The 15,471-nt window shown below is 71.2% G+C and carries 13 protein-coding genes; 8 read left to right on the top strand and 5 right to left on the bottom strand.

The window, feature by feature from the left end; translation table 11 throughout:
• Window positions 1-56 precede the first annotated feature (56 nt).
• The 6 genes from AB5J49_RS30875 (at window position 57) to AB5J49_RS30900 (ending at window position 6,681) form a co-directional block, all read left to right on the top strand.
• Window positions 57-1,274 carry a DUF4190 domain-containing protein gene (locus AB5J49_RS30875; protein WP_369172143.1) on the top strand — a complete coding sequence of 406 codons (1,218 nt, stop codon included), beginning with the start codon at window positions 57-59 and terminating at the stop codon, window positions 1,272-1,274.
• 147 nt (window positions 1,275-1,421) lie between these two features.
• Entirely contained in the window at window positions 1,422-2,174 is a 753-nt protein-coding gene (locus AB5J49_RS30880) for a GntR family transcriptional regulator (RefSeq protein WP_369172144.1), read from the top strand.
• Between the two features lie 390 nt (window positions 2,175-2,564).
• A complete protein-coding gene (locus AB5J49_RS30885) occupies window positions 2,565-2,756 on the top strand; it encodes an SPOR domain-containing protein (RefSeq protein ID WP_369172145.1) in 192 nt (63 codons plus the stop codon).
• Window positions 2,757-2,782: 26 nt separating this feature from the next.
• On the top strand, window positions 2,783-3,190 hold the full coding sequence (locus AB5J49_RS30890) for a (deoxy)nucleoside triphosphate pyrophosphohydrolase (RefSeq protein ID WP_369172146.1): 408 nt from the start codon (window positions 2,783-2,785) through the stop codon (window positions 3,188-3,190).
• Window positions 3,191-3,313: 123 nt separating this feature from the next.
• Window positions 3,314-3,760: an ATP-binding protein gene (locus AB5J49_RS30895; protein WP_369172147.1), complete on the top strand. Its 447-nt coding sequence runs from the start codon at window positions 3,314-3,316 to the stop codon at window positions 3,758-3,760.
• Between the two features lie 257 nt (window positions 3,761-4,017).
• Complete coding sequence (locus AB5J49_RS30900) at window positions 4,018-6,681, top strand: SpoIIE family protein phosphatase (RefSeq protein ID WP_369172148.1); 2,664 nt, start codon at window positions 4,018-4,020, stop codon at window positions 6,679-6,681.
• A 181-nt stretch (window positions 6,682-6,862) separates the two neighbouring features.
• Here the strand turns inward: AB5J49_RS30900 and AB5J49_RS30905 are convergent, their stop codons facing one another.
• A complete protein-coding gene (locus tag AB5J49_RS30905) occupies window positions 6,863-8,548 on the bottom strand; it encodes a hypothetical protein (RefSeq protein WP_369172149.1) in 1,686 nt (561 codons plus the stop codon).
• An 86-nt stretch (window positions 8,549-8,634) separates the two neighbouring features.
• Between AB5J49_RS30905 and AB5J49_RS30910 the strand changes: the two genes are divergently transcribed.
• Window positions 8,635-8,940, top strand: a complete 306-nt coding sequence (locus AB5J49_RS30910) for a hypothetical protein (RefSeq protein WP_369172150.1) — start codon at window positions 8,635-8,637, stop codon at window positions 8,938-8,940.
• On the opposite strand, the gene AB5J49_RS30915 is transcribed toward AB5J49_RS30910, so the two are convergent.
• The 4 genes from AB5J49_RS30915 to AB5J49_RS30930 are packed head-to-tail and all read right to left on the bottom strand — an operon-like array spanning window position 8,921 to window position 12,795.
• On the bottom strand, window positions 8,921-9,691 hold the full coding sequence (locus AB5J49_RS30915) for a succinate dehydrogenase/fumarate reductase iron-sulfur subunit (protein ID WP_369172151.1): 771 nt from the start codon (window positions 9,689-9,691) through the stop codon (window positions 8,921-8,923). The two genes, AB5J49_RS30910 and AB5J49_RS30915, sit on opposite strands and share 20 nt — an antisense overlap.
• Entirely contained in the window at window positions 9,688-11,631 is a 1,944-nt protein-coding gene (locus AB5J49_RS30920) for a fumarate reductase/succinate dehydrogenase flavoprotein subunit (RefSeq protein WP_369175325.1), read from the bottom strand. Before AB5J49_RS30920 ends, AB5J49_RS30915 begins: the two co-directional genes overlap by 4 nt.
• A gap of 20 nt (window positions 11,632-11,651) precedes the next feature.
• Window positions 11,652-12,473 carry a hypothetical protein gene (locus AB5J49_RS30925; RefSeq protein ID WP_369172152.1) on the bottom strand — a complete coding sequence of 274 codons (822 nt, stop codon included), beginning with the start codon at window positions 12,471-12,473 and terminating at the stop codon, window positions 11,652-11,654.
• A gap of 31 nt (window positions 12,474-12,504) precedes the next feature.
• On the bottom strand, window positions 12,505-12,795 hold the full coding sequence (locus AB5J49_RS30930; RefSeq protein WP_369172153.1) for a hypothetical protein: 291 nt from the start codon (window positions 12,793-12,795) through the stop codon (window positions 12,505-12,507).
• Window positions 12,796-13,172: 377 nt separating this feature from the next.
• Between AB5J49_RS30930 and AB5J49_RS30935 the strand changes: the two genes are divergently transcribed.
• Window positions 13,173-15,398, top strand: a complete 2,226-nt coding sequence (locus AB5J49_RS30935; RefSeq protein ID WP_369172154.1) for an ABC transporter family substrate-binding protein — start codon at window positions 13,173-13,175, stop codon at window positions 15,396-15,398.
• Window positions 15,399-15,471 lie beyond the last annotated feature (73 nt).

A 15,471-nucleotide genomic window follows, 5' to 3' on the forward strand; every position in this document is an offset into this window, starting at 1 on the left:
TCGTACGCCAGTTCCCACCGCCCGGCATCGCCGCCTGAACCAGGAGCACGGTACCCGTGTCCATACCTCCGCCCTCCGGACCCCAGCAGCCACAGGGTCCCCCGGAGCAGCCCCAAGGGCCGTACGCGCAGGGCCAGTACCCACCGCAGTCGCCGTACCCCTACGGCGCACCCGGTGCCCCGGGACCGTACGCCTACCCGTACCACCCCTACGGTCCCTACGGTCGCCCCGCGCCCGTCAACGGCGTCGCCATCGGCGCCCTCGTCCTCGGCATCCTCTGCTTCGTGCCGGCCGTCGGGCTGGTGCTCGGGCTGATCGCGCTGGCGCAGATCAAGAAGAAGGGCGAGCGAGGCAAGGGCATGGCGATCGCCGGTTCCGTGCTGTCCTGCGTCGGGCTCGCCCTGTGGGCGCTGACGCTGTCCACCGGCTCCCCCTCCGACTTCTGGGACGGTTTCCGGGATGCCGCGAGCGGCCAGGGCACCGCCTACGCGCTCGCCAAGGGCGATTGCTTCGACACGCCGACCGGCAACCTGGAGGGCGACGCCTACGACGTCGACGAGGTGCCCTGCGCCCGCGAGCACGACGGCGAGGTGTTCGCCGTCGTCACGCTGCCGGGCGGCTCCTTCCCGGGCGACGACGAGATCGAGCGGACCGCGGACGACAAGTGCTATGCGCTCCAGGACGGTTACGCCATGGACACCTGGGCCGTACCGGACGACGTGGACGTCTACTACCTCGTCCCGTCCCGGCAGAGCTGGCGCATCGGTGACCGCGAGATCACCTGCCTGTTCGGCAGCACGGCGGAGAACGGCAGGCTGACCGGCTCGCTGCGCGGCGACTCCACGACCCTCGACGCGGACCAGATCGCCTTCCTCTCCGCGACCAACGCCATCGACACCGCGCTGTACGAGGAGCCCGAGGAATACCCCGAGGACGACCTGGCGGCGAACCGGGCCTGGGCGAAGGACGTCCACGCGGAGCTCGGCGAACAGATCGAGGCGTTGCGCGGGCACACCTGGCCGGCCGGTGCCGAGCGACCGGTCGCCGGCCTGATCAAGGAGATGCAGGACGCCCGCAAGGACTGGGCGCGAGCGGCCGCGGCCACCGACGCGGACACGTACTACACGCACTACGACAACGGCTACGAGTACGTCGACGGCCCCACGACCATCACCGCGCGCAAGGCTCTGGGCCTGGACACCACGGCGCCGACGTACGAGGACGACTCCGAGAGCGGGGAGGGCAGCGGGAGCGCGGCCGGCATCGAGGTGTGAGCGCGGCTATAGCGGGGAGAAAGTGCCTGCGTAAAGCCCTCCGCAGGCACAAGTCATCACATCGAGTGATTCTCTGGCCTTTGCTTGCGTGAGACAACCCACGGTTGCCACGCTGTTGCTGTCTGTACAACCTGATGGGAGCGGCCAGTGACTTTCGGTGAGCAGCCGGCGTACCTGCGCGTCGCGGGTGATCTCCGCAAGAAGATCGTCAACGGTTCGCTGCCACCGCACACCCGCCTCCCGTCCCAGGCCAGGATCCGCGAGGAGTACGGCGTCTCGGACACCGTCGCGCTGGAGGCGCGCAAGGTGCTGATGGCCGAGGGGCTGGTCGAGGGCCGCTCCGGCTCCGGGACATACGTCCGTGAGCGCCCCGTGCCCCGCCGGATCTCCCGCTCCGGCTTCCGCCCGCCGAGCGGTGCCACCCCCTTCCGCCAGGAGCAGGCCGACGGCGAGACGCGCGGCACCTGGGAGTCCAACAGCGAGCAGGCCGAGGCGAGCGTCGCCGTCGCAGAGCGGCTCGGCATCCGGTCCGGCGACCGCGTCATGTGCACGAGGTACGTCTTCCGGGACGCGGGCGAGGCGATGATGCTCTCCACGTCCTGGGAGCCCCTCGCCGTCACCGGCCGCACGCCCGTGATGCTGCCCGAGGAGGGCCCGCTCGGCGGCATGGGCGTCGTCGAGCGCATGGCGGCCATCGACGTCGTCGTGGACAACGTGACGGAGGAGGTGGGCGCCCGCCCCGGCCTGGCGGAGGAACTGCTGGCGCTGGGCGGTGTCCCCGGCCATGTGGTGCTGGTCATCCAGCGCACGTACTACGCGTCCGGCCGCCCCGTGGAGACGGCGGACGTGGTGATCCCGGCGGACCGCTACCGAGTCTCGTACCACCTCCCGGTCAAGTAGCGCACTCGTTCGTGAAGTAGCGCACACCTCAACGGCAGTTGCCGTCGGCCCAGCCTCAACTCCCGCCCTCCCCAACGCCGTTGGATTCTGGCCGTTTTCGCAGGTCGTGACCGGCGTGTTCGATATGCCCGTGACCGGATGCATCGACGTCTGCGCACGGCGCATTCGATGCCGTGCGCCCCCTGCGACTTGGCTGGTTGCGTACCTCTTTGTGAAAAGCCGTATTCGCTGCGTAAAGGTTAGGCGTAGGCTCGGGCATATGCGGATTGCGGTTTCCTTAGCGGGCGGGGCACGGCACAGGCCGCGAGCGAAGCGAGACGGGGGTCCCCCCGGCCGAAGGCTGGGGGAGGGACTCGGGCGGTCGTGGGCGGGAAGGAGCAGTGGGGCGCGATGAACGACAGCACGATCACTCTTCCCTGGCTCGTCGTTCGGCAGGACGACAACGGCAACCGCTATCGCGTGGGCCGGTACGCGACCCGGGCGGAGGCCCAGAAGATCGCGGACAGCCTCGATGACCGTGGGCACAAGCAGCTGTACTGGGTCGAGCAGATCGCGCAGAACGGGGACAGCGCCGACCACTGAGGTGTCGCTCCCGTAGGCTCCGGCGCATGACGGAACGGATCGTGGTCGGGGCCGCGCTGTTGGAGGGGGACCGACTGCTCGCGGCGCGGCGCAGTGCGCCCGAGGAGCTGGCCGGGCGCTGGGAGCTGCCCGGTGGGAAGGTCGAACCCGGCGAGACGCCCGAGGCGGCGCTCGTGCGGGAGCTGCGGGAGGAACTCGGCGTGGACGCCGAGGTGGTCGAGCGGGTACCGGGGCAGTGGCCCCTGAAGTCACCGTACGTCCTGCATGTGTGGATGGCCCGCCTCCTCCCCGGCGGCGGCGAACCCAAGCCCCTCCAGGACCACGACGCGCTGCGCTGGCTGGCGCCCGGGGAACTCTGGGACGTGGACTGGCTGGACCAGGACGTGCCGGCGGTCCGGGAGGTGGCCGGTCGGCTGGGGCCGGGAGGCGACTGAACCCGGAGGCGGGGCTGTCCGAGTCCCTGGGCGGGTCTGCCTGGGCCAGGCGGGGGTAGTTGAGTCACCGGATCCCTCGTGCGGTACTGCCTACCGAATATCGGGTATGTGCCCATTAACCCCATGAAACCGGACATGGGGAATCCGCTGGCCCGGGAAGTGATCGGCGTGATCGACTCCGAAGACGGCTGCGCCGAGTGGACCTTTCCCGCGGAGGCGGGTGCCGTGCGTGCCGCTCGTGCCGCCGTTCGCGGCCGGCTGCGCGACTGGGGCCTGGACACCCTCACCGACATCACGGCGCTGCTGGTCAGTGAGCTGGTCACCAACTCCCTGCGGCACGCGACGGGGCCCATCGGCGTACGCCTGGTACGCCCCGTCGATCTCGGCGGCGTCCTCCTGGTCGAGGTCTCCGACCCTCTCCCCGATCCACCCCTCGAACGCGTCGCCGATCCCGAGGACGAGAGCGGCCGCGGACTCCAACTCGTGGCGCACTCCTCGCGTCGCTGGGGAACCAAGCCGGGGCGGAACACGGGCAAGACGGTGTGGTTCGAACTCGCGGTGCCGCAGTGACCCCCTGACGTGGTGTACGCCCGCCCCCGCCCTGTCGAACGAATGGTTCAGGCCAGTGGCAGTTGGCGCGCCCCGTGATTCGACTGCGTGTCCGCTGGTTAGAAGACTGGAAGTGTTTCCACGGCCGGGACCGAAAACCATCGGGAACGTGCTGTGATCGTGAACACCGTGTTGTGCGGGGCCGTAGTGCTGGATACTGCGGGCAGCCGCTGCCGGTGACCGGTGCCGGACGCGGTGAGCTGGAGGGGACGGTTCGCGTGAGCGAGATACCAGCGAAGGCCACGGAGTCCGAGGACCCGTCGGACGGCGCGAGGGTGAGGGCCGTGGGGCAGCGGGGTTACGGCACACAGGCCTCGCAGGGCGCACAGGCATCCCGCGACACACAGGCCTCCGACGAGTTCCGCCCCGGCGACGCCGTCTGGCAGAGCAGTCCGCCCGGCTCGATCTACGACTACATCAAGGTCGCGTCCTTCTCCATCGGCCCCGACGGCCTCGTCGACCAGTGGAGCCTGCGCGCCGAGCAGCTCTTCGGCATCCCGGCCGAGCGTGCCGTCGGCATGGACCCCATAGAGGCGTTCATCGACCCGGACCTGCGCGAGCGGGGCCAGCGCAAGATGGCCGAGATCCTGGACGGGCGGGAGTGGACCGGCGTGGTCCCCTTCCGGGCGCCGGAGGGCGCCGAGGGCGGGCGCGGCAAGGACGGTCTCGCCGAGGTGTACGTCATGCCGACGCGGACCGAGGACGGCGAGAAGGCCGCCGTGTGCATCGTCGTCGACGTCCGCACCCTGCGCCGGATGGAGACCGACCTCGCCGCCTCGCAGTCGATATTCGGTCAATCTCCGTTCGGGTTCGTGCTGATCGACCCCGAACTGAAGGTCCGCCGCGTCAACCACCGGTTCGCCTCCCTCTTCGGCGGCACACCTGACGACCACCGCGGCCGAGACGTCCACGCCTATCTGCCCCGCGCCGAGGCCGACCGGGTCGTGGCCACCCTGCGCCGCGTCCTGGAGAGCGGCGACTCCATCACGGACATGCACGTCACCGGCTTTCTGCCCGGCTCCGACGAGCGCCGTCACTGGTCCATCAACCTTTACCGGGTGCACAGCGGCAGCGGCCGCCCCATCGGCATCGCCTGGCTCGGAACCGACATCACCGCCCGTCGCGCCGCGGCCCGCGAGGCCGCCTCGGCCCGGCGCAATCTCGCCCTGCTGAACGACGCGGGTGCCCGCATCGGCAACTCCCTCGACCTGGAGACCACGGCCCGCGAACTGCTCGACGTCGTCGTCCCCGGCTTCTGCGACCTGGCCACGGTCGACCTCTACCAGGGCCTGCTGGCCGGCGACGAGACCCCGCCCGGTCTCGCCGACGGCAGCGCGGAACTGCGCCGCGTCGCCTTCGCCAGTGCCGTCTCCGACGCGCCCTTCGTCGGCGGTGGCGCCGCCGTCGCGGTCGGCGCCGTGCACCACTACCCCTTCAACTCGCCCTGCGCGGACGCCCTGCGCACCGCCCGGCCGCAGTATGTGCCCGGCGAGGAGGGCGGCCTCGTGCAGTCCACGCTCGCCGTGCCGATGGTCGCCCACGACACGGTCGTAGGACTGGCGCAGTTCGCCCGTACGAAGGGCAGCGAGCCGTTCGGCGACCGGGACCGTGATCTGGCGGTCGAACTCGCCGCGCGTGCCGCGGTCTGCATCGACAACGCCCGCCTGTACCGGCGCGAGCACGAGCGCGCGCTGATACTGCAACGGTCCCTGCTCCCGCCGGGGGACCCGGTCGCGTCCGGCCTGGACATCGCTTGCCGCTATCTGCCGGGCAACTCCTCCTCGGACCGCCCGAGCGAGGTGGGCGGCGACTGGTTCGACGTCATCGAACTCCCCGGCCACCGCACGGCGTTGGTCGTCGGGGACGTCATGGGCCGAGGGCTGCGCGCGGCCGTGGCCATGGGCGAACTCCGTTCGGCCGTCCGAACGCTGGCGCTGCTGGACCTCGAACCGGCCGAAGTCCTCTCGGCGTTGGACGAGATCGCGCGCGGCCTGGGCGCCCCCGGCGGCGTCCAGCAGGCCACCCGCGCGGCCCGCCGCCCCCGCGAGGCGGACCTGTCCGAGGTGTACCTCGCGACCTGCGTCTACGCGGTCTACGACTCCGTCACGCGCCGCTGCACCTTCGCCAACGCCGGTCATCTGCCGCCGGTCCTGGTCGAACCAGGCGAGGCGGCGCTGATGCTGGACGTGCCGCCGGGCATGCCGCTGGGTGTGGGCGGGGAGCCGTTCGAGGAGGTGGAGGTCGAGCTGCCGGAGGGTGCGCTGCTGGCGCTCTACACGGATGGACTGGTCGAGTCCCGCGACCACCCCCTGGACGAGGGCCTGCAAGCCTTCGTGGGTGCGCTCACCGACCCCTCCAGCCCCCTGGAGGACGTCTGCGACCATGTCCTCAACACCCTCGACAGCCACCACGGCGAGGACGACATCGCCCTGCTGATGGCCCGCGTCCAGGGCCTGCCCGCCGAGTCGGTCGGCGACTGGACGCTGCCGCGCGAGCCGCGCAGCGTGGGCCGCGCCCGCGAGTACGCCCGCGGCCAACTCCTGTCATGGGACCTGGAACCCCTGGTCGACACCACGGAACTCCTGGTCAGCGAACTGGTCACCAACGCCCTGCGCTACGGCGAGGGCGAGATCAGGCTGAGGCTGCTGCTGGACCGCACGCTGGTCTGCGAGGTCTGGGACTCCGGCCTGGTCCAACCCCGCCGCCGCCGCGCCCGCGACACGGACGAGGGCGGCCGAGGCCTGCAACTGGTCGGCCTCCTCAGCGCGGCCTGGGGCTCCCGCCGCACCCCACGCGGCAAGACGGTGTGGTTCGAACTCCCGTTGCCGGACGGGGAGAACGGGCTGACGGATCCGGCGGAGGCGTTGCTGAGCCTGTTCTGAGCCCCCAGGGGCTCCGCCCAGCCCCCAGCGGCTCCACCCCTTTCCGATCCCGCCTCCTGGGGGGCCTGCGGCCCCCAGACCCCCGCTTCGGCCCCAACGGGCCTCGTCCTCAAACGCCGGACGGGGGAGCGGCTCGCGGATGTCGGCGGGGTCGGCGTCGCTGAGCCGGTTCTGAGTGGGCTCACGCGCTGGGTGTGTCGCCGCGTCGGCCCCGTGTGTGGGGGCCGCCGAAGCTCGCCGGCGGGCCGCCGTTCGGCTCGCCCGCCAGCAGGATGCCGCCGAGGACGGCTCCGGTGAGGCCGCCCGCGTCCGCGGCGGGGCCGTCGATCGGGTGGCCGTATACGCGTATGTCCTGTTCGGCCAGCTCGCGGGCCTGCTGGGCCAGGGTGTCGGCCGTGAGGAGGTCGGCCAGGTCCTGACGCGGCCCCAGGGCGCCCGGCGTGGAGGCCGGCCGGGTGAGCAGTCGCCGCGCCTCCGCCAGCCGGGTGCGCGCCTCACTGCCCACCGCGGCCCGGTGCGTCGCGACGACATCGTCCGCGGCGTCGACGGCACTGCGCGCGCAGACCAGAGCCGCGGCCGCGATCACCCCGGCCCGCCCCGCGGCGACGGGCTGGACGCCCCGCACGATCCGCCGCAGCAGGTCGAGGGGGTCGTACGGCCCAGAGATCAGCTCTTCCCGTGCGAGGGCCAGGACGAGGTCGGCGTGTGAGGCGCGGGCACGCAGCTCGCCGGGAGGGACATCCGCGAAGGCGTCTGCCGGGCCCTCCGCCTCCTTCCGCAGCCCCTCCGCCTCCCTCAGCGACTCCCGAGCTCCGGCGATCTCCGCCTCCCCGCCGGTCAGCGCGGCCGGAACCATCGCCGCGGCCGTCGCGAGCTCCCCGGCGAGCCGTTCGATGCCGTCGATGAAGACGGCGGCCTGGGCGACGGCCCCCTCGGCGGCACGCAACTGCCCCGCGGCCCGCTCGCTGTCGCCCAAGTCGGCGCGCTGGCGGGCATGGTTGAGACGCCCGGTGGCGAACACCAGCCGGTCCTTGGCCTGCTCGGCATGGCCCGCGACGGCGGCGAAGGCGGACGGGGCGTACCCCTCGCCGAACTCGCCGAGGGCCGCGCCGGCGCCCCCGGCGCGCCCGGCCAGCTCCCGAAACCGGGCCTCCGCGACGACCAGGGCATGACCCAGCCCGCCGCCCAAGCCCTCCTCCAACCCCCGCACCTGGTCGAACCCGGCGGCCTGCGCATCCAGCAGCCGCCCCGCCTCCGCACACCGCCCGACGATCCCCGCCAGCGCATGCCGCCGAGCCGCGCCCTCCTGCGGAACCCCGCCCTCGTACTGCCACCGCATCCGAAACGCGATGGCCAGCTCGCCCTCCGCGTCCCGCAGCGCCCGCGCGAAGGGCTCGACGTCGACCACCTCGCCCCCCACCTCGCCCCGCTCCTCGACGAACCCCAGCTCCTCCCGGCTGACCCGCACCGAGTCATCGGCCGTGACCAGCAGGGCCCCTGCCCGCTCGTCGAGTTCGGCGAGGGCCGGCTCCGCGGCCCGCACCGGCGCCCCGCCGGGAGTCGTACGGTTCCGTGCCCGCCGTCTCCGCCGGAAGAACCCGTACCCCGCGACCACCGTCACCGCGACCACGGCCAGCATCGGCAGCAGGAGTTCGGCGGCGGACGTCTCCCCGACCTCCCCCTGGGCCACCGCACCGGCCACCGGCCGCTCCGCGCCACCCGCGACCGGCCCCTCACCCCTGATCGGCATCCCGGGCAGCACCAGCCACGCCACCCCGACCAGCCCACCCACCAAAGCAAGCGCCACCCGCACGGATATCTGCGAGGTGCCGCGCCGAGGCCGGCCCCGGATCAAGGATGACGTCACATTTCGGAGCGTATGAGCAGGAATGCGACCGCGCGAGCGGGGGACGGCAGCGGGGCGGTGAGGGGACTGGTGCGAGGATGACCGGTGTGCACGAGATTCTGATGGTCCTGGCGATACTGGTCGTGACAACCGGAACGGTTCTCGCCGCGGCCGCGATCACCACCGGCTGGATGCTGCCGGGCGGTGGGCGCGCCAAGGTGCTCCGGCCCCGGGTGTGGGGATACGGCACCCTGGCCGCCATGGCCGGGATCGGGACGTATCTGTTCTTCGGCCCGCTCGAAGGGCCGGACATGGGCGACTTCACGGTCGCGATGAGCGGCATGGCCGTGTTCGCCGCGGGGCTGTACGTGAAGCGGCTGGCCCTGAAGCCGGCTAGGAAGACCTCCTCCTGATCTTCGACCCCAGCCACACCAACGGGTCGTACTTGCGGTCGACGGCCCGTTCCTTCAAGGGGATCAGCGCATTGTCCGTGATCTTGATGCCCTCGGGGCAGACCTCGGTGCAGCACTTGGTGATGTTGCAGTAGCCGAGACCGTGCTCGTCCTGGGCCGTGCGCTTGCGGTCCAGGCCCGTCTCCGTGGCCGCGTCCAGCGGGTGCATGTCCAGTTCCGCGACGCGCATCAGGAAGCGCGGGCCCGCGAACGCCGGCTTGTTCTCCTCGTGGTCGCGGACGACATGGCAGGTGTCCTGGCACAGGAAGCACTCGATGCACTTGCGGAACTCCTGCGAGCGGTCCACATCCTCCTGCATCATGCGGTACTCGCCCGGGGCCAGGCCCTCCGGCGGCACGAAGGCCGGCACCTCGCGCGCCTTCGTGTAGTTGAATCCGACGTCCGTGACCAGGTCCCGTACGACGGGGAAGGCGCGCAGCGGCGTGACGGTGATGGTCTCCTCCCGGGTGAACACCGACATCCGCGTCATGCACATCAGCCGCGGCCGCCCGTTGATCTCCGCGGAACACGAACCGCACTTGCCCGCCTTGCAGTTCCAGCGGACGGCCAGGTCGGGGGCCTGGGTGGCCTGGAGGCGGTGGATGATGTCCAGGACCACCTCGCCGTCGTTCACCTCGACCTCGAAGTCCTTCAGGCCGCCGCCCTGCACATCGCCCCGCCACACCTTGAAGCGGGCCTCGTAGCTGCTCACTGGTAGAGCTCCTCTTCGGCGAGGTACTTGACCAGCTCCTCCTTGTCGAAGAGAGCGAGCAGGTCCTGGCGGACGGGGTCGGTGGTCTCGCGTAGCAGGGCGATCTGGCCGCGTTCCGGGTCCGTGGCCGCCAGACCGCCCGTCGGGTCGGTGAGCCGGCACAGCAGGTTGATGTTGCGCCACTTGCGGTCCATCGTCGGGTGGTCCTCACGGGTGTGGCCGCCCCGCGACTCCGTGCGCTCCAGTGCCGCCCGCGCCACGCACTCGCTGACCAGCAGCATGTTGCGCAGGTCGAGTGCCAGATGCCAGCCCGGGTTGAACTGACGGTGGCCTTCGACTCCCGCCCGGCGGGCGCGTTCGCGCAGGTCCGCCAGCTTCTCCAGGGCCTGCTCCATCTCGGCCTCGCGGCGGATGATGCCGACGAGGTCGTTCATGGTCTGCTGGAGTTCCTGGTGGAGGGTGTACGGGTTCTCCGGCGGACGTCCGTCGTCCGCACCCGCCGTCGGACCCTCGGCCGAGAAGGGGCGCAGCGCCTCCGCGGCCGCCGTGTCGATCTGCAGGTCGCTGATCTCGGGGCGTTCGAAGGCCTGCGCGGCCGCGTACTCGGCGGCGTGCCAGCCCGCCCGGCGGCCGAAGACCAGGAGGTCGGAGAGTGAGTTGCCGCCCAGCCGGTTCGAGCCGTGCATGCCGCCCGCGACCTCGCCGGCCGCGTACAGGCCCGGCACGCCGCGTGCCGCCGCCGTGTCCGACTCGACCGCGATGCCGCCCATGACGTAGTGACAGGTCGGCCCGACCTCCATCGCCTCCGCCGTGATGTCCACGTCCGCCAGCTCCTTGAACTGGTGGTACATGGAGGGCAGCCGGCGCCGGATGACCTCCGCCGGCATCCGGGTGGACACGTCCAGGAAGACCCCGCCGTGCGGGGAGCCACGGCCCGCCTTCACCTCGGAGTTGATGGCCCTGGCCACCTCGTCACGGGGGAGCAGCTCGGGTGGCCGCCGGTTGTTGTCCGGGTCCTCGTACCAGCGGTCGCCCTCCTCCTCCGACTGGGCGTACTTCTCCTTGAAGACGTCGGGGATGTAGTCGAACATGAACCGCTTGCCCTCGGAGTTGCGCAGCACCCCTCCGTCGCCGCGCACCGACTCCGTGACCAGGATGCCCTTCACCGACGGCGGCCAGACCATGCCCGTCGGATGGAACTGCACGAACTCCATGTTGAGCAGGGGAGCGCCCGCGAGCAGCGCCAGCGCGTGCCCGTCGCCGGTGTACTCCCAGGAGTTCGACGTCACCTTGAAGGACTTGCCGATGCCGCCCGTCGCGACCACCACGGCGGGGGCGTCCAGGACGAAGAAGCGGCCGGTCTCCCGCTCGTAGGCGAAGACCCCGGAGACCCGGCTCCCGTCCTTCAGGATCCGGGTGACCGTGCACTCCTGGAAGATCTTCAGGCGGGACTCGTAGTCGCCGGTCTCCTTCTTGTCCTGCTGCTGGAGCGAGACGATCTTCTGCTGGAGCGTGCGGATCAGCTCCAGGCCGGTGCGGTCGCCGACGTGCGCGAGGCGCGGGTACTCGTGGCCGCCGAAGTTGCGCTGCGAGATACGGCCGTCCTTCGTACGGTCGAAGAGCGCGCCCCAGGTCTCCAGCTCCCACACCCGCTCCGGCGCCTCCTGCGCGTGCAGCTCGGCCATCCGCCACTGGTTGAGGAACTTGCCGCCGCGCATGGTGTCGCGGAAGTGGACCTGCCAGTTGTCGTGCTCGTTGGCGTTGGCCATGGCCGCCGCGATGCCGCCCTCGGCCATCACGGTGTGCGCCTTGCCGAACAGCGACTTGCAGATCACCGCCGTACGGGCGCCCCGCTCGCGCGCCTCGATCGCCGCACGCAGGCCCGCGCCCCCGGCGCCGACCACGACGACGTCCCACTCCTGCCGTTCGACCACGGACATCTGTTCAGTCCCCACCCAATCTAGAAGAAGCGCGGATCGTCGAAGACCCCGGACGCGACGAGATAGACGTAGAAGTCGGCGAGCGCCACGCTCACCAGTGACGCCCACGCCAGCTGCATGTGGCGGGCGTTGAGCTTCCCGATCCACTGCCACATGCGATAGCGCACGGGGTGTTTGGAGAAGTGCTTGAGCTTGCCGCCGACGATGTGCCGGCAGGAGTGACAGGAGAGGGTGTACGCCCAGATCAGCACGATGTTGAGCAGGAAGACGAGGGTGCCGAGGCCCATGTGGCCCCACGCGTAGTGCTCGTCGCGGAAGGCGAGCACCGTGTCGTACGTCAGGATCCCGGCGACCGGGATCGCGGCGTAGAAGAAGTACCGGTGGATGTTCTGCAGGATCAGCGGGAAGCGGGTCTCACCGGAGTACTTCTTGTGCGGCTCCGCCACCGCGCAGGCCGGGGGCGACATCCAGAAGCCGCGGTAGTAGGCCTTGCGGTAGTAGTAGCAGGTCAGGCGGAAGCCGAGCGGGAAGATCAGGATGATGATCGCGGGGGAGATGCCCCACCAGCTCCCGAACAGGTCCCAGTTCGGCCCGGCGCGCATGGTCTGGCAGTTCTCCGCCAGACAGGGCGAGTAGAACGGGGAGACGTACGGCGCCGCGTAGTAGTCCGCGCCTGCGAAGGCCCGCCAGGTCGAGTACACGATGAACGCCAGCAGACCGGCCGCGGTGGCGGCGGGGGCCAGCCACCAGCGGTCGGTCCGCAGGTGCGGGGCGGTGATTGCGGCGCGCGTACCCGTTCGTACGCCGCCGCTGTTCAGATGGGGTTCCGTACCAGTGGCCAATGGATGACTCCGGTCGGGTCAGGGGGAGGGATCAGGGGGCGCGGCGGTCCCGGGCGCCGAGACCCTCGTCATCGGTGTCGATCCACAGAGAGTCGTCGTACGGCGTGTCGGGGATGGTGACGAGCTCCGGCTTGCGCTGCGTGCTGGGGGTCGCGGCCGCGTCCCGCAGCAGCGCGACACTCTCGCGCAGATGGTTGGCGTCGGTGCGGACGCGCCGCATCTCCAGCCCGCCGGTGCCCAGCTGCTTCTCCAGCCGGCCCACGGACCGGGCCAGGTCGTCGAGGCAGCGCTGGACAGTTGTCAGGTCGTCTTGCACGGACATGACGTGACCTCACTTCCGTGGGCCCTTCGGCCCTGGGTGGCAACGTTCATGCGCCTGCGAGTGTTGCGCGTCACACCTATCGCTGTGAAGGGATGTGCAGCGATTGGCGGATTGCACGCCTCCGACGCGCGCCCGCATGCGCTCTGTGTACGCCGGGGGAGCCGGGGAAGTGCGCGGGCGCGTTGCTCCACCCGTGTGGGAACGCGTTGCTCCACACGGGTGGCCTTGCGCGCCCGCGCCGCCGTGTCGTCTCCGCCTGGCGAACCCTTTCCTCTTCAGTGGGGGCCCATAGATCTGATCAACTCCAAAATACCGCCAAATGTGATCAGAGCGCACTTATTGTCACCGGCGGGAGCCGCTCCACGGAGGTACCAGAGATGTCCTACGACGGCGTCGGACCCAGGCCAGGCCGCAGCGCGGTCATGCGCTCGGTGGCCTTCCTTTCCGCGGGTGTGCTCGTGGTGCCCGTGCTCGCCGGCTGCAGCGACCCGGACCCGGCCGGAAAGCCGCTGGCCGGGCAGGACATCGCGCCGGCCGCCCGGGCCCTGATCGCCGACGGCGGCACGCTGCGGTGGGCCGTGGACGCCGTACCGGAGACGCTGAACACCTTCCAGTCGGACGCCGACGCGACCACGACCCGGATCGCGCAGGCCACCCTGCCGTCGATGTTCCGGCTCGACGAGAGCGGGCGGCCGGAGCGCAATCCGGACTATCTGGAGTCCGCCAAGATCGTCGAGACCGAGCCCAAGCAGGTCGTCCTGTACAAGCTCAACCAGCAGGCCGTCTGGAGCGACGGCCGAGAGATCGGCGCCGCCGACTTCGCCGCCCAGTGGCGGGCCCTGTCCGGCAAGGACAGCGCCTACTGGACCGCCCGCAACGCCGGCTACGACCGCATCGAGAAGATCGAGCGCGGTGACAACGACCTGGAGGTGCGGGTCACCTTCGGGCGGCCGTACGCGGACTGGCGCTCGCTCTTCTCGCCGCTGTACCCGAAGGAGGTCATGGGCACGCCGGACTCGTTCAACGACGGGGCGCGGCGCAAGCTCAAGGTCAGCGCCGGGCCGTTCGCCGTGAAGAAGATCGACCGCAAGGACGACGAGGTCCGGCTCGCCCGGAACCCCCGCTGGTGGGGGCAGCCGGCCAAGCTGAACGAGATCGTGCTGCGGGCCGTGCCGCGCGAGGAGCGGGCCGCCCAGCTGGCCGCCGGACAGCTCGACCTGGCCGAGATCGACCCCGCCGCGGCCCGGCGCATCGCGCTCGCCTCGCCTCCCCGGGGTGCGACCGCCAGCGCCACCGGTACGGCGCTGATGGGCCCGGACCGGAGCAACAGGACGACCACCAAGGAGCGCCGGCAGCAGGTGGCGTTCCAGGGCTTCGAGGTACGCAAGTCCCTGGAGCCGACGTACACCCAGCTCGCCCTCAACGGCACCGACGGCCCGCTTGCCGACGAGCGGGTGCGGCGGGCCGTGGCACGCGCGCTCGACCGCAAGGAGCTGGCCAAGCTGGTCCTCGCCCCGCTCGGCCTGCCGACCGAGCCGGTCGGCAGCCACCTCGCGCTCTCCGGCCAGGCCGCGTACGCCGACAACAGCGGCGCGATCGGCGGCCAGGACACGGCGGAGGCACAGGCGCTGCTGGCGGACGCGGGGTGGGTGCAGGGCGGACCGATCAAGGAGAAGAAGGGCGAGAAAGCGGCTGGGGCGGAGGGGGAGAAGGCAGGGAAGGGCGAGAAGGCCGAGAAGGCCGAGAAGGGCGAGAAGAGCGACCGGAGCGAGAAGAGCGAGAAGGCCGACAAGGGCGAGAAGGCCGACAAGAAGTCGGACTCGGAGTCGAAGTCGGACTCGGACTCGGAGGGCGGGGACGACGGGACGTACATCGTCGGGGAGGACAACAAGGCGGGCGGCGGCGAGGGCCGTGACGGGGAGCACCTCGCCCAGGACGGCAAGCAGTACGGCAGCAAGCAGCTGCAGCAGGGCGGGGCGCCCGGCGCGTACGCCCCGCAGGGCACCGCCGCTCCGGCGGGCGCGGCGGTCCTGCCGCTGGCGAAGAACGGCAAGCCGCTGACGCTGCGCTTCGTGGTGCCGTCGGGGGAGGGCTCCCAGACGTTGCGCACGGTGGCGGACCGGATCAGCCTCATGCTGGAGCGGGTCGGCATCCGGACCGAGATCACCAAGGTCGCGGACGAGAGCTACTTCAAGGACCACATCGCGTCCGGCCAGTACGACCTCGCCCTGTACTCGTGGCCCGCCTCCGCCTACCCCGCCACCGACGCCCGGCCCATCTACGCCAAGCCGGTGCCGGCCGCCGACGGCTCCCTGAACGTCGAGCAGAACTACACGCGGGTCGGCACCGACCAGGTCGACCAGCTCTTCGACCAGGCGATCGCCACGCTGGACGAGTCCCAGGCCCGCTCCCTGATCCGCAAGCCCGACTCCCGTATCTGGGCCGCGGCCGGCTCGATCCCGCTGTACCAGCGCCCCCAGCTGACAGCGGCCAAGAGGAACGTCGCCAACGCGGGCGCCTTCGGCTTCCGGACACCGGTCTACGAGGACATGGGCTTCCTGAAGAAGGGCGCGCGGCCGTCGCCGTCGGCGTCGGAACGCTGAGTACCTCGCCCCCCTTGACCCCCACTCCTCCAACGCCGGGCGGGCTGACTTTTCAGCCCGTCCGGCGTTTGAG

This window comes from Streptomyces sp. R28 (assembly GCF_041052385.1).
GTDB lineage: Bacteria > Actinomycetota > Actinomycetes > Streptomycetales > Streptomycetaceae > Streptomyces.